At 72.2% G+C, this 12,975-nt stretch carries 16 protein-coding genes; 14 read left to right on the top strand and 2 right to left on the bottom strand.

Features of this window, described 5'->3' with window-relative positions; translation table 11 throughout:
- Positions 1-108 precede the first annotated feature (108 nt).
- The 3 genes from KBX06_RS25180 (at position 109) to KBX06_RS25170 (ending at position 2,041) form a co-directional block, all read left to right on the top strand.
- On the top strand, positions 109-555 hold the full coding sequence (locus KBX06_RS25180; RefSeq protein WP_210839306.1) for a hypothetical protein: 447 nt from the start codon (positions 109-111) through the stop codon (positions 553-555).
- A gap of 77 nt (positions 556-632) precedes the next feature.
- Positions 633-1,469, top strand: coding sequence for a hypothetical protein (locus KBX06_RS28120; protein ID WP_247686646.1), 837 nt, complete (start codon positions 633-635; stop codon positions 1,467-1,469).
- 74 nt (positions 1,470-1,543) lie between these two features.
- Entirely contained in the window at positions 1,544-2,041 is a 498-nt protein-coding gene (locus tag KBX06_RS25170) for a hypothetical protein (RefSeq protein WP_210839304.1), read from the top strand.
- An 87-nt stretch (positions 2,042-2,128) separates the two neighbouring features.
- Here the strand turns inward: KBX06_RS25170 and KBX06_RS25165 are convergent, their stop codons facing one another.
- Together KBX06_RS25165 and KBX06_RS25160 are read right to left on the bottom strand one after the other, a co-directional pair.
- Complete coding sequence (locus KBX06_RS25165) at positions 2,129-2,683, bottom strand: GNAT family N-acetyltransferase (RefSeq protein WP_210839303.1); 555 nt, start codon at positions 2,681-2,683, stop codon at positions 2,129-2,131.
- A 7-nt stretch (positions 2,684-2,690) separates the two neighbouring features.
- Positions 2,691-3,467, bottom strand: a complete 777-nt coding sequence (locus tag KBX06_RS25160) for a GntR family transcriptional regulator (protein WP_307854744.1) — start codon at positions 3,465-3,467, stop codon at positions 2,691-2,693.
- 274 nt (positions 3,468-3,741) lie between these two features.
- Between KBX06_RS25160 and KBX06_RS25155 the strand changes: the two genes are divergently transcribed.
- The 11 genes from KBX06_RS25155 to KBX06_RS25105 all read left to right on the top strand — a co-directional run bounded on the left by KBX06_RS25155 (position 3,742) and on the right by KBX06_RS25105 (position 12,883).
- Complete coding sequence (locus tag KBX06_RS25155; RefSeq protein ID WP_247686644.1) at positions 3,742-4,293, top strand: RNA polymerase sigma factor; 552 nt, start codon at positions 3,742-3,744, stop codon at positions 4,291-4,293.
- Positions 4,290-4,820 (top strand): histone-like nucleoid-structuring protein Lsr2, encoded by a 531-nt coding sequence (locus tag KBX06_RS25150; RefSeq protein WP_210839301.1) that lies wholly within the window; start codon positions 4,290-4,292, stop codon positions 4,818-4,820. Before KBX06_RS25155 ends, KBX06_RS25150 begins: the two co-directional genes overlap by 4 nt.
- Positions 4,817-5,497 carry a GGDEF domain-containing protein gene (locus tag KBX06_RS25145; RefSeq protein ID WP_210839300.1) on the top strand — a complete coding sequence of 227 codons (681 nt, stop codon included), beginning with the start codon at positions 4,817-4,819 and terminating at the stop codon, positions 5,495-5,497. The genes KBX06_RS25150 and KBX06_RS25145 overlap by 4 nt, the downstream gene beginning before the upstream one ends.
- Complete coding sequence (locus KBX06_RS25140) at positions 5,494-5,997, top strand: hypothetical protein (protein ID WP_210839299.1); 504 nt, start codon at positions 5,494-5,496, stop codon at positions 5,995-5,997. Before KBX06_RS25145 ends, KBX06_RS25140 begins: the two co-directional genes overlap by 4 nt.
- Positions 5,997-6,488, top strand: coding sequence for a hypothetical protein (locus KBX06_RS25135; RefSeq protein WP_210839298.1), 492 nt, complete (start codon positions 5,997-5,999; stop codon positions 6,486-6,488). The genes KBX06_RS25140 and KBX06_RS25135 overlap by 1 nt, the downstream gene beginning before the upstream one ends.
- On the top strand, positions 6,485-6,859 hold the full coding sequence (locus tag KBX06_RS25130; RefSeq protein WP_210839296.1) for an RRQRL motif-containing zinc-binding protein: 375 nt from the start codon (positions 6,485-6,487) through the stop codon (positions 6,857-6,859). The genes KBX06_RS25135 and KBX06_RS25130 overlap by 4 nt, the downstream gene beginning before the upstream one ends.
- Entirely contained in the window at positions 6,856-8,211 is a 1,356-nt protein-coding gene (locus tag KBX06_RS25125) for a hypothetical protein (RefSeq protein ID WP_247686643.1), read from the top strand. The genes KBX06_RS25130 and KBX06_RS25125 overlap by 4 nt, the downstream gene beginning before the upstream one ends.
- Before the next feature lie 415 nt (positions 8,212-8,626).
- The gene (locus KBX06_RS25120; protein WP_210839295.1) at positions 8,627-8,842 is read left to right on the top strand and encodes a hypothetical protein; all 216 of its coding nucleotides are present in this window, start codon (positions 8,627-8,629) and stop codon (positions 8,840-8,842) included.
- Positions 8,843-8,859: 17 nt separating this feature from the next.
- The gene (locus KBX06_RS25115) at positions 8,860-9,300 is read left to right on the top strand and encodes a hypothetical protein (RefSeq protein WP_210839293.1); all 441 of its coding nucleotides are present in this window, start codon (positions 8,860-8,862) and stop codon (positions 9,298-9,300) included.
- Entirely contained in the window at positions 9,297-10,844 is a 1,548-nt protein-coding gene (locus KBX06_RS25110) for a hypothetical protein (RefSeq protein WP_210839291.1), read from the top strand. The genes KBX06_RS25115 and KBX06_RS25110 overlap by 4 nt, the downstream gene beginning before the upstream one ends.
- A gap of 101 nt (positions 10,845-10,945) precedes the next feature.
- The gene (locus KBX06_RS25105) at positions 10,946-12,883 is read left to right on the top strand and encodes an ATP-binding protein (RefSeq protein WP_210839289.1); all 1,938 of its coding nucleotides are present in this window, start codon (positions 10,946-10,948) and stop codon (positions 12,881-12,883) included.
- Positions 12,884-12,975 lie beyond the last annotated feature (92 nt).

Here is a 12,975-nt window from a genome sequence, read left to right as displayed (position 1 = left end):
TTTTCCTGTACCTTTTCCTGTACGATAGAGAGGCAAGGAACGGTCCGGCCAGGTGAGCCACCACCCGGCCGGACCAGGAAGAACAACCCCTCTGCGAAAGGGAGTTCCATGAACCAGCGTACGACGACCCCGGCCCGGGAGATCGACCACAACGACCAGTGCGTCGGCTGCGGTGCCAACGCCTACGGCGTCAGCGCCGGAGACCCGTGCCACCCGCTGTGCCCGTTCGAGACCGGCACGTTCAGCCCGGCGGTCATCCTGCGGGCCGCCAACCTGCGGGTGCGCAACCACCCGGCCGGGGTCGGCTACGACATCGCCGGCGCGATCTTCGCCGCCGCCGTCGACCTGGCCGGCAACGACCAGGCGCAGGCCCTCGCCGACGAGGCCCGGCAGGCGCTGGCCGACTACCTGGTCGGCCAGTGGCCGCCGAAGGCCGAGGCGATCCGCAACCAGGTGGTCTACCGCCACGGCCTCTTCGCCCAGCTCACCGAGATCGCGGTCTCGCTGTACGGCGCGGCCGACCAGCACGACGGCAACGACCCCGACGACTGCTGACACCCAGCCGGGCCGGCCCTCGGTGGGCCGGCCCGGCTCCCCCAACCCCACGTCAGCGCATCGAAGGGATCGAGACCATGACCAGCACCAACACCCGGCCCGCCCAGCTCGCGCCGGTCCGCATCGGCCGAGGCCGCGTCGTCCACCTCGGCAACCTGAGCAGCATCAAGGGCCCGGCCGGCGAGCCCCGCTACGTCGCCGGCTCGTGCGGGGCCAGCACCCGAGGCGACACCATCACGGTCGGTGCCGCTGTCACCGCGCCGATCGACTGCCGCACCTGCACGCGCTCCAACCCGGTCCGCGTGGCCTGGATCAACGCCACGGTGATCGCGGCGACCAGCGAGCCGGTGACCCTGCCGCACACCGGACTGACCGTGCCGCACACCCAGCTCCGCGTCGACGGCCCCACCCAGCCCGGCCCCGGCCGTGCGGAGCAGCACCGGCTGTACCTCGGTGCCCGCTTCGTCGGCTGGATTACCACCCACCCGCACCACCCGCACCGCAGCACCACCTACCAGACGAACTCCCTCGGAGGCAGGGAACTCGACGAGTACGCCCAGCAGTGCCGGCTGTTCACCGGCGAGCCCGCCACCGTCGCCGACGTGCTGGCCGAGCTGGTCCGCGAGCACATCACCGCGGCAACCGTCGCTGAGCGGCTGGCCGCCTCCCGCACCCCGGTCCGGCTCATGCAGCACATCCGCGACGGCGACGGCCAGCCCACCGGGGCCCCGTACCCGACCACCTACGCCACCGCCAACGCACCGCTGACCACCGACCCCACCTGGCACCGCGCGGTAGCCCGCGCCCTGCACCGCGACTCCCCCGCCGGCCCCGGCCAGCACTGGCAGATCTGGACCCCCACCGGCTGGACCCGCCTGCCCGACGTCGTCGACGTCGACCAGGACCTCGGCTGACCGCACCCGTGCCCGGGCCGCCACCGGCCCGGGCACGGGGACGCAGCCCGACCAGCAACGACGGGGAAACCACCATGACCAACAGTCACCGGACCGACGCCCGCACCATCCTCGCCACCGCCACCCCGACCACCCACCGCCCGCTGCTGGCCTGGGCCGTTGGAGCCCTCGCCCGCAGTCACGCCATCCACCCGCTGACCTACTGGCGCACCCGAGACGCCCGACAGCTTGCCCCTGACTACCTCGGGATGTCACTGCCCGCCGGCCGGATGCTCCGGCTCACCAAGGCCCGCATCGAGATCACCGACGGGAACCTCCACCAGCCGCTGCGACTGACCTGGACAGACCTGGGCAACGTGCTCGACAGCGGCCGAGTCACCGATGACCTGATCCGCCGCTGCCAGCAGGCCGTCGTCGCCTGGCGCGACCACCCGGGCGGATTCCGGGGAATCGGCTGGAACGACGTCCTCGACGCCTGCGGCCAGGCCGGAGACGCCGTATGGGCAGCGTGCCGGCCAACCGACCCCGGCGAGCAGCTCGACCTGTTCGGCTCCGCCGGCATCGAGAGCTGAGGCCCGCCGTACCAGAACGGTGAGCACCTGGACGCCACGATCCCCGGGCGCGGACGGACGAGAGCCGGCCCCGCGCCCGGCCGGCGCTCACCCGTGCCGCGAAGTAGCCGTTCGCAGTTCGATCGGCTGCTGGCTCATTGGGCCTGCTGAGCGCTGAAACAGAGCCCCGGACCGCCGACGGGGGTCAGCCGACGTGCGCAGGTACGTCCATCCGCGCGAGAGGTAGTAGGCGTGCAGCCTCTCGTTGGTCTTCCAGGCGTCCAGGCGGACATAGCGACAGCCGTGCCGCCACGCGTAGTCGCTGGCCCAGGCCAGCAACAGGGTGCCGAGTTCCTGGCCAGCGCGATCGAGTCGCACTGCCAGCTTCGAGACGTAGACGGCTGGCTCGGCCAGCTCGTCGGGAGTCCAGAAATCCGAGTCGCCGGTCATCTCTACGGTGATCGTGCCGATGGCCTCGTCACCGTCCCACAAGATCCAGATGTCGCCAGCTGCGAGTGAGGGACCTAGCTTCGTTCGCCACCGTTCCCACGTGACCCACTGGTCCGACCCGCGTTCGCGTAGCCACTGGATTCGCTGCATGAGCAGGGCCATTGCGATCTCGAACTCGTGATCGTCCTCAGCGGGCCGAATGGTCAGGGTCAAGGTTGGCTCAGCTCCAGGTCCGCTCGAACTTGCGCTCGAACACGATGACATGTTGATCGCTCGGCAGCACGTTGACCGTGCACCGCACGGGTGTGCCGTCGGCGATGTAGCCAGTCACGTAGTGGACCGCCACTGGTGTGCCCGGTCCCAAGCCCAGGCGGCGGATCTGCTCAGGGGTAGGCATCCGCGTGAAGATCTCATCGATTGCGCGATCTTGCGGGTAACCCAGGTCGGCAAGGGCCTGGTTGGTGCCCCTGGCGACGTCAGCGGGCGACATGATCTCGGAGTCTTTGACGAGGTGAAACGGGAAGTGTGAGTCGTTGATGTTGACTGGCTCGCCGTTGATGTAGCGCACCCGCCGGCGAGCCACCACCACCGTGCCCGGGTCGACCTGTAGGCGCTGAGCGATGTCCGGTGGCGCGTGGATGAGGGAGACATCGATCGTCTGACTCGGCTTCCGCCCTTCTTCGGTGATCTGTTGGCAGAAGCGGTCCATCTCCGGGCTTGCCGGCTGGTCTCGTGACTCGCCCTGGGGTCGGTACAGCATGTTCTCGCGCTGACGTACGAAGTGCCCGAGCGGGCGCCTTGCCACCACGAGCCCTTCCGAGACCAGGACGGCGATGCCGTTGCGGACGGTCTGCCGAGCTACGCCCCACTCCTCGGTCAGCTCCTGCTCCGTCGGGAGCCGCTCGCCTCCAGCGAGCTCTCCCGACGTGATTCTGTCGCGGAGCGCCGCAGCGATCCGCTGGTAGGCCGGCAACGGGGTGGCCCTGAAGTTGTCCACGTTCCGAGTCTCGCTCATGCGCCCGAACAATGTCTAGTCAATGTTGCCGCTACCCCTTGACGTCCTTTGGTGCCGAGTAGCACCATCAACACCACGCGCATTGTCTGGTCAATGACGACGTTCTAGACCTTGGGATGCGCCTGCATAGAACAAGAGGGCTCGGCGGGATTGCGCCCCACCGAGCCCGGATGGCACCCACCCCTAGGAGGACGAGATGCCAGCTATGAGGGTACGTGCTGCCCGGATACGTCCGGAACAGCCTCGCCCCGAATCGATGTCCAACGAGATGTCTGCGCTGGTGGCGCGGGCTCAGTCCGGTGACGCGGAGGCGTTCGGTCTGATCTACGACCGGTACGTCGACGAGGTGTTCCGGTTCGTGTCGGACCGGGTGCGTGACCGCCAGGCGGCCGAGGACCTGACCTCGGAGACGTTCGTGCGGGCGCTACGCAACCTCGGCGCGCTCCGCCCGGACGGCGACGTCACCGCCTGGCTCACGACGATCGCCCGGAACCTGACGGGCGAGTCGCCCTGGCAGAGCGTCGAGGTGCCGGTGGCGGAGATCCGCGACCGGGCCGAGGGCAGCCCGATGGCCGACCCGGCGAAGACGGCGATGGACCGGCTGGTCAACGCCGAGCTGATCGCGGGCGTCAACCAGCTCAGCGCGCCGCAGCGGCAGTACATCGTGCTGCGCTACCTGCGAGAGCTGTCGATCGACGAGATCGCCCTGGTGATGGGCAAGACCCCCGAGGCGCTCAAGACCATCCAGTACAAGGCCCTGCGGGCGCTGCGTGGCCTGCTCTCGGTTGGGGTGGTGATGCCGGCATGAGCGCCCCGACGATCACGCCGACCAACGGCACCGACCAGGCGGCGCTGCTGCGCGCCGCTCAGGGCACGCGGACCGTCCCGGCTCAGCAGTTGCCGATGGGCATCCGGGTCATGACCGGTCCCAGCGCCGCCCCGGTCTCGGCCGACCGCGCTGAGCAGGCGCCGGCCTGCCGGCCGCCCCGGACGTTGGAGCAACTGCTGACCCTGGCGAAGGGCAGTGAGGCCGCGCGGACCCGTCAGCTCGCCGAGAAGATCGGCGGCCTGGTGGAGGAGTTGACCGGCCGGCTGGAGGCCGAACAGGCCGCCGAGATGCGCCGTCGCGAGCTGGCCGAGAAGGAAGCCAAGCTCACCGCCGAGCTCGCCGAGCTGCGACAGAAGATGGGCACCGGAGCGGAGGCCGCCGCGCAGCGCGCCGCGATCCGTCAGTGGGCCAAGGCCAACGGCTACACCGTGCGTGAGCGCGGTCGGATTCCGCGGAATGTCGTGCAGGCGTGGGCGGCGGCGACCGGGTCGGAGGTGGCCCGGTGAAGGCGCTGAAGGTGCTGCTGCCCGCCCTGGGTGCGTTGTCGCTGGCCGGGCACGTGTGGGCCGCGCAGGTGGCGCGGTCGCAGCGGTCCCGGCTGGTGCAGGCCCGCCGGGAGGCGACCACGGACCCGCTGACCGGCCTGGCGAACCGCGCCGGCCTGTCCCAGGCGCTCGACGAGCTGGACGGCGAGCCCTACGACCTAGTCCTGGTCGACCTGGACAAGTTCAAGCCGGTCAACGACACCTGGGGCCACGCCGCCGGCGACCGCCTGCTGGTGGAAATCGCCCGCCGGCTACGCGAGCCCCTCGACGGCCTCGACGGTGCGGTCGTGGCCCGCATCGGTGGCGACGAGTTCGTGTTGGCATGTCCGTCGCCTGCGCCGATGGCGCAGATCCTTGGCGCGGAGGTCATCCAGGCCCTAGCTGCGCCGATCGACGTCGCCGAGGACGTCTCCGTGTCGGTGACGGCCAGCGTTGGCGCGGTCCACGCCACGGCCGGTGAGGACCGGGACCGGGCTATGGCGGCGGCGGACGCCGCCGCGTACGAGGCCAAGCTGCGCGGCGGTGACGGCCTGGTCGAGCACAACGTGCTTACCGAGCTGCCGGAGGTGGAGCAGCGCCCGCTGCTGCGGCTGCGCGAGATGACCGCCCTGACGAACGCGCTGGGGGTGGCGGCATGACCATCAGCTCTCCCTCCAGCGCTGCTCGTATCGATCTGGCGGCCACGTTGGCCGGATATCGCGCGGGTCTGCCGAAGTTGTCGGACGCCGAGCTGGAGCACCGGGCCGCCACGGTGGCGGCGCTGCCGGGCTGGTTCGCCGACGAGCTGCGCCGCGTGGTCGATGACGAGCGTGAGTCTCGTCGGCTCGCGGGCCAGCCGACGTCGGCGCGGACGCCGAAGGTCGCTGCCGGTGCGGCGGTCGCGGGAGTCCCGATCGCGGTGCTCTCGGGCCGGCTGCTGGCCGAGCACGCCGAGCAGGTGCCGCAGGTCCTGCTCTACTCCCCGGCTGTCGCGGTCGGCCTGGTCGGCGCGGTGGTTGGTGGCGGCCGGCTGGGGCGGTGGCTCGACGAGCGCCGTCACGCCCTGGCCGTGGACGTCGACGAGGCCGACCTCAACCCCCTCGGTCGGGAGCTGCTCGCGCAGGTCCGGGCCCGCCGCGCAGTCGGTGGTGAGAGCTGATGCCGACGCTGCGTATCCCGACGCTGGCGGGTGTCAGCATCCGCGCGACCGGCCGGTCGAACATCAGCAGCGACCGGCGCGGCACGGTGGTGTCGTACACCGGCCGCCTGATCCTCAACGGCCGTGAGGTGCTCTCGCCGGAGCAGGTGCGCGCCGATTGGGCCGCGCGGGGCGAGACGGCTCTGCGGGAGGCGGACCGCACCGAGCACAGCGACCCGGCCGGGCACGCCTGGGCCAAGGGCGTGTGCGCGGGCTACGCGACGGCGGTGCAGATTCTCGACGCCTGGTTCAAGCAGTTCGGGCCGGCAGGGCTGCCGCTGAGCGACATCGTCGCGGGCATCAAGGTGGCCCGCGCGGCGATGTTCGAGCAGGCGCCGCCCGACGTCGACGACCTCGGCCGGCTGACCATCTCGGCGGCCACGTCGACGCTGCTCACGCTGGCCGGGCACCTGGCCGTGACGGCCTCCTACGAGTGGGAGGTGTCGCGGTGAGCCGGATCCGTGCCGCGTTCTACGACCCGGAGGGCACCCGCTACGGCATCCCCACCTACTGGTGGAAGGGTGCGCCGGCCGGCTACGCCACTCGCCGGCAGTTGCGGGCGCGAGGGCTTCGGCCGGGTGGCCAGGAGGTGGCCGCGCAGGTGCTGTGGCGCGGCGTCGGCGGTGTGCGGACGGCCTACCTGTACCGGGTGGACCTGGCCCGGCCGAAGCGCACGGCCACGCCAGCGCAGCGGGCCGCGATCGGCTGCGCGCTGCGGGCCCGACGCACCTGCCCGACCTGTCAGGTCGTACAGCCCTACTACATCCCGCGCTCTCGCGGGGAGTGCCTGGACTGCGTGCCAACGATGGGGGCAGCCCGATGAAGGAGAAGCTGCGCGACGCGTCGACGGTGGGGCCGTGGATCGCCATGGCCGCCGCAGTGATCCTCACGGCCAAGGGCGAGTTCGACCTGGCGGTCCTGGCTCACTTCTCGAAGTGGATCGCCTGGATGTTCCCGGTGATGCTCGACGTGTACGTGATCACCGCGTTCCACCGTCGCCGGTGGAAGGACATGGTCGTCGGCATGCTGCTGATGATCTTCTGCCAGGTCGCGGTGCACCTCCTGCCGGTCTTCATTACCGAGGGCGAAGAGACGCCGTGGGGTCTGGTGGTGGCGGTCGCGTGCATCGCGCCGATCGTGGTCGTCCGCGTCAAGATCCTCACCGGTCGCACCGGAAAGGAGATCGCGGCCGAGGAAGAGGCGGCGCGACGGGCGGAAGAGGTCCGGGCGGCGCAGGCGGAAACGGCCGCCGCGCGCCAGGCGCAGGCGGAAGCGGAGGCGAAGGCGCGGGCGGAAACGGCGCGGGCCGAGGCGGAAACCGCCGCCCGGGTCGAGGCGGAAACCCGCGCTGCCGATGCTGAAACGCGGGCGCGCTCGGAGGCGGAAACGCGGGCGGAAATCGAGGCCGTCACGGAGGCGGAAATCGCCGAGCACGTCCAAGCCGCCGCTGAGGCTCGTGAGGCCGCCCGGGTCGCCGAGCAGCGGGCCGCCACCGCGATCGAGGCGGCGCGGATGGCCGAGGGTCGGCTGGCCGAGGCCCGCGACACCGCGGACCGCGCCGCTACCGCCCGGGCCCTGACCGAGCAGGCCACCACCGAACAGGTCCGGGTGCTCACCGAGGCCGCTGAGCAGGCCGAACGTGACTACCAGCAGGCCCTGGCGGAGGCCCGCTACACCAGCCAGGCCGCCCAGGACCGGGTCGCCGAGCTGGACGAGACGGTGCGGGCGCTGCGGGCGCAGCTCGACCAGGCGCAGCGCTTCGCCGAGGCGCAGGCCACCGCGCGGGCCCTCGCCGAGCAGGAGAGCCAGGCGATCAAGGACGCCCGCGACATGGTGGCCAACGAGCTGGAGCGCACCCGTCGCGCCCTCGCCAGGGCGCAGGAGAAGGCGGAAACCAGCGGGGGACGGCAGCCGGAAATCGCGCGGCCCGTCGCCCGGAAATCTCTGGCGTCGGTTCCGGCTCAGTTGCCGGCCAACCTGCCCGAGGTGGACAAGGTCCGACCGGAAACGGTGGCGCTGATCCTGGCCGCCCGAGCGGAAAACCGGAACGCCACCCAGACCGCGCTGAAGGAAATTACCGGCATTTCCGAGCGCACGATCAGCCGGGTCCTCAACGCCGTGCCGGCGGAAATCGTCGACCAGGTCCTCGAACTCACCAGCGGTCGCGTCGCCTGAGCCGACCGGCCAGCGCCGCGCGCACAACCCGGCGGCCGTGAGCCGGTGAGCCCACGGTGCTCGATCCGCCGACGACGTCGGGTCGAGTGCCGTGGCCCCACCCCTCGGCAGGCAGGAACAACCCCATGCGACCCCGTTTCGACCCGCACCAACCGCACCTGATGGAGGTGATCCCGTGAGCGCCCAACCCGCCGAGGACAACTACCAACCGTCACCGATGCCGCGAATTCCGTTCCGGCGTGAGGCGGACATCGTTTCCCTCGCTCCGCACAGGTCAGAGGCCCTTCCGACCCCTCCCCTACCGGAATCCAACCGGGACGAACCCGCACACAACGGGCCGGCCTCTTCCGGCCCCAACTCCGGCATCGGAATTACTCTGCGTGACGTTCCGGGGGATTGGGAGAGCGTCACGGCGGTGTGGACCGGCTCCCCGGAGCCGCTGTCCGACCTCGTCGCGCTGACCGGTCAGGCCCGCGACGGGCAGGACGCCCAAGCCATCGCGATGGCCTGCTGGGCGGTGCTCGTGCTCATCCCCCGCGGCCTGCTGCACCTGGCCTCGTGGGTCCTGGCCCACCCCCTGCGATCGCTGGCCGCCGCTGCGGTGGCCGCGGTCTTCCTCGCAACCCTCTGAGAGAGGAGGCACCTGTCATGACCAGCGCACTGATCGTGCTCGGCGGACTCGTCTACATCGGCCTGTCGATCGCCTTCCACTTCACTCCCCGCCTGCGGGTCGTCGTCGGCCTGGTGGTCGGCGCACTGCTCGCCGGCGTCGTCGTCACGCAGGTCAACAAGTGGCTCGCCAAGGGCATCACCACGGTCGCCGAGCCGATCGGTGACTGGATCGGTCAGGACACCAAGCAGGTCGCCCTGGCCCTTCCCACCGCGTTGGGACTCGCGCTCGGGATCGTCGTGGTCGTGTTCCTGCGCGGCAAGGGCGGCGGCAAGAGCGCCGGCGGCGGCAAGGGCGCGACCGGCAAGGGCGGCGGCGGTGGCAAGGCCAAGCTGGCCCACGCCGCACTCGCCTGCGCCCTGCTGCTGCCGATGATCATCGGCGGCCTCGGCGCGACCATCCGGGACGTGGTCCAGTGATCTTCTTCGACATCCTGGTCTACCTGGCGGTGGCGAAGATCGCCGTGCTGCTGCTGGAGGACGCCGCGTACGCGGTGCGCGGCAAGCAGTCCCCGCGCCGGCAGGCCCGCGCCCGCCAGCAGGCCACCGGCGGCGGCAAGAACACCGACGGCGGCAAGACCGCCGACGGCACGGCCGGGGGTGCCGGCGGCCGGTCGGGCGGCACGGTCGCGGCGGCCGACGGCTACCTCGCAGGGCTGATCGAGGACGCCACCGAACGGGCCCGGGCCCGCCGCCGCCGCGCGGTGGCCCGCAAGCGCGGCGCCCAGGCCGTCGACGGCGTCGTGGTCGACGTCGACGACGACGGCCGCTGGTACGCCGACTGCGACCACTGCGGCTGGTCCAGCCGCCCCTACCGCATCGAGGCCAACGCCCAGGGCGCCGGCCGCGAGCACACCCGCACCGAGCACCCCGAGCAGTACACCGGCGGCACCAAGGAGGCCGTCCAAGACACCGACAGTGGCACCGGCCGCGACGCCGATTCGACTGAATCGCACGCCGACCCCGCTGGCGGGCAGGAGCCGGGCCGTCCGCCGCTGCGGCTGATCCCGGGCGGCGCCCAGGAGCCGGCGCCGCCGGAAGCCGCCGGGCAGCCCGAGCAGCCGGCCCAGAAGCCACCGACGGCCGCCGATGTCGCTCCGCCGGTGCCGAAGGCGACGCAGGAATGGCCGCAGCGGTTGCATCACACCAAGTGCGGCCGGTGCGGGAAGACCAGCGTCACCGCCGAGATGCCGCGCAGGTGTCCCCGATGCGGGGCGGACGACAGCCGGCTGCGCGCGGTCCCGAATCCGCCGTCCGATGGCCCGGTGTACCAGTGGGTGTGTCCGCGATGCCGCGCCCGCCGGGCGGGCTTCGACTCGCTGGCCGCCGCCGAGGCCGCCGCCGCCCAGCACACCTGTCCCCCGGCCGCCGACATCCCGGCGCCGACCACCCCGGTCACCCAGGGCGACCAGGAGCGGCTGCGCTCCGAGCTGTACGGCAAGTGCGCCCACCGGGAGGTCCGCGAGGGCTTTCTCGACCAGTGGTGCGAGAACCCGGCCGGCGGCCCGCAGGGCCCGTACTGCGACGACCACAAGACCACCGGCACCGACGCCGGGGACGACCAGCACCACCCGACCGCCGACCCGGCGGCCGGTTCGTCAAGCAACACCGAGCAACTGAGGGAGATGACCGTGAACCTGGAAGCCACTGGTCCGGAGGAGATCCGCGCCGCGTTCACCGCTGCGGCCGAGGCGGCCGGGGAGAACGCCGAGACGATCGGCGGGATCGCCGGCGTGCTGACCGAGGCCGCCGACCGCTACGAGTCCCTGGAGATGGCGGCCTCGACCGTCGCGCACCTGCGCGACGCCGCCGAGCAGGTTGCCGCCGCCCACGCGGCGCTGAACAGCGCCCAGGAGGAGCTGCAGGCCGCGTTGGGCGACTTCAACGCCAAGGACGGCCAGGTCGCCGAGGCTGTCGCCGACGCCGGCGGCAACGTCGCCAGCAAGGAAGTCCTGGTCGGCTGACCCGACCCACCCCGGGCCCCGGGGCGGTCACCGCCCCGGGGCCCAGCCCCTCCCCGTCTCTCGCACCGCCTGCCAGCCCCGACGCATGAGGAGAGCCCGCGATGACGACCCGGACCGCTCAGGAGATTCGCTCGGAGCGCCTGGCCAAGCTCGGCCACGCCTTGACCGCCCTGCTCGCCGTCACCGCATACGCGGTGGCGTGGCTGGTCAAGCGCAGTTGGCGGCGGCTGCTGCCGGCGTACTGGGTCGCCGCCGAGCTGGTCGTCGCCTGGGTGGCCGGGCCTCTCGGGGTGTCGTGGCAGACGGTGGCGATCCTCGCTCTGGCCATCGCTGCCACCGCCGTCGGGTGGCGGGCCCGCTCCCGCACCGTGCGGGCGTGGCGGGCCGCGATCGCCGTGGTCCTCGGCGTGTGCGCCGTCGCCACGGTCGCCGCTGGCGGGCCGGCCGCGATGGCCGCCCACCCGACGCTGACCATGTTCGTGCCGACTCTCGCTGGCGCGGTGCTCGGCTGGCCGTGGTGGTACCACCTGCGCCAGCGCCCGCCGCAGCCCGAGCCGGCCCCGGCCCCGGCCGTGGCCGACGTGCCGGGCGAGATGGATCCGCTGACCGCGCACTGGCAGCACCGCTGGGAGCACGAGGTGCTGCCCGCGAAGGTGTGTGAGGGCACCACGCTGGTGCAGGCGGTCGCGCCCCGCCCCGGAGTTGTCGAGGCCCTCGTGCGGTTGGCTCCCGGCACGAAGCCGGGCCCGCTGGTCAAGACCGGCCCGGACGTGGAGGTCGCCCTGGACCTCGACGAGGGCGCCGTCGGGTGGCGCAACACCGGTAAGCGGGCGTGGCTGCGGGTGATCTTCGTCGAGCGGTCCTACATCGCTGGCGGGGTGCCGTGGACCGGCCCCACCTACGCCAACGGCCGCTTCGAAATCGCTCGTTTCAGCGACGGCTCTCCCGGCCACTGGGTGCTGACCCGGCCGCGTTTCGGGGTGCTCGGCGGTCTGATCGTCGGATCGATGGGCACCGGCAAGTCCCGCGCCCTGGGCGCGTTGATCGCCAATCTGCTCGCTGCGGGGGTGCAGGTCGCCGTCGGCGACCCGCAGAACGGGCAGAGCCTGCCCGCGTGGAAAGACACGGTGGAGTACCACCCCGGTGTCGAGGCGACCGCCCTGCTGGCCCGCCGGTTCCACGCCGAGGTGATGCGCCGCAGCGAACTGTTGGCTGCCGCCGGCGTCGAGGCGTTCGACGAGGACGACCCCCGCGTGAAGGCTCTCGGCCTGCGCATGTTCGTCGTCGTCATCGACGAGTGCCAGCTCGTGCTGATCCCGAACACGCCGATCGTCGGCGTGGTCGAGCAAGCCGCCGAGACGATGCGTAAGACCGGCTGCGGCCTCGTGCTGGCCACCCAGCTCCCGCAGATGAAGTCCCTTGGCGGGTCGGTGCGTCTGCGTGACGCCGTGGTCGCCGGCAACGCCTTCGTGCTGCGGATCTCCAACCGTGGCAGCGGCTCGACGATCCTGCCCGACGACTTCGTCGGTGACCCGTTCGCGTTGCCCGCCGAGATCGACGGCCAGACCACCGCCGGCATGGGCTACCTGCGCAACAGCAACCGCGTCGGCATGATCTGCCGCGTCCCGAACCTCGACGAGGCCGCCGTGGCCGCCACCAGCCCTCGCGTGCCCGTGCAGTGGCAGGTCCCGGCAGTCGACCCGGCCAGCCCGATCGTGCTCGCTGGCCACCGTGCCCCGGCCACCACCGCCAAGACGACCACGGGCGGCGGCAGCGCCGTGGACCGGCTGCGCGCCGCGTTCGGCGGTGGTGGCCGCAAGAGCACCACCGCGGTGGTGGAGCAGGTCACCCCGCCCACCCCCGCCGAGTGGGTGCTGGCGTGCCTGCGCCGTGGACCCGCCTCCGCGCAGGCGCTGCTGGACCGCCCCGACTGCCCCGTCGAGCAGTCCCAGCTCTACGCCCTGCTCGGCCGACTCAAGGACGCGGGCCGCATCACCCCGCCCGCCCAGCGCGGCGGCCCCTTCACCATCTCGGCCTGACCGCCGCCGTGACGGCCGGCCCCTCGGGTCCGGCCCTCGCGGTGGCCGCCAAGCCCATCCCCCCTGCCCCTGCCGCGCACCCACTCCCGCCC

Source organism: Micromonospora sp. C31 (assembly GCF_018070575.1).
Lineage (GTDB): Bacteria > Actinomycetota > Actinomycetes > Mycobacteriales > Micromonosporaceae > Micromonospora.
The sequence above is the reverse complement of the archived record's forward strand: the minus strand, read 5'-3'. Positions and strand labels throughout refer to the sequence as shown.

What these genes read in the sequence shown, in the direction of transcription:
- KBX06_RS25125 (WP_247686643.1), top strand. Translation starts at nt 6,856, where the DNA reads ATGAAGGAGAAGCTGCGCGACGCGTCGACGGTGGGGCCGTGGATCGCC.
- KBX06_RS25135 (WP_210839298.1), top strand. Translation starts at nt 5,997, where the DNA reads ATGCCGACGCTGCGTATCCCGACGCTGGCGGGTGTCAGCATCCGCGCG.
- KBX06_RS25155 (WP_247686644.1), top strand. Translation starts at nt 3,742, where the DNA reads ATGTCCAACGAGATGTCTGCGCTGGTGGCGCGGGCTCAGTCCGGTGAC.
- KBX06_RS25150 (WP_210839301.1), top strand. Translation starts at nt 4,290, where the DNA reads ATGAGCGCCCCGACGATCACGCCGACCAACGGCACCGACCAGGCGGCG.
- KBX06_RS25170 (WP_210839304.1), top strand. Translation starts at nt 1,544, where the DNA reads ATGACCAACAGTCACCGGACCGACGCCCGCACCATCCTCGCCACCGCC.
- KBX06_RS28120 (WP_247686646.1), top strand. Translation starts at nt 633, where the DNA reads ATGACCAGCACCAACACCCGGCCCGCCCAGCTCGCGCCGGTCCGCATC.
- KBX06_RS25140 (WP_210839299.1), top strand. Translation starts at nt 5,494, where the DNA reads ATGACCATCAGCTCTCCCTCCAGCGCTGCTCGTATCGATCTGGCGGCC.
- KBX06_RS25180 (WP_210839306.1), top strand. Translation starts at nt 109, where the DNA reads ATGAACCAGCGTACGACGACCCCGGCCCGGGAGATCGACCACAACGAC.
- KBX06_RS25105 (WP_210839289.1), top strand. Translation starts at nt 10,946, where the DNA reads ATGACGACCCGGACCGCTCAGGAGATTCGCTCGGAGCGCCTGGCCAAG.
- KBX06_RS25115 (WP_210839293.1), top strand. Translation starts at nt 8,860, where the DNA reads ATGACCAGCGCACTGATCGTGCTCGGCGGACTCGTCTACATCGGCCTG.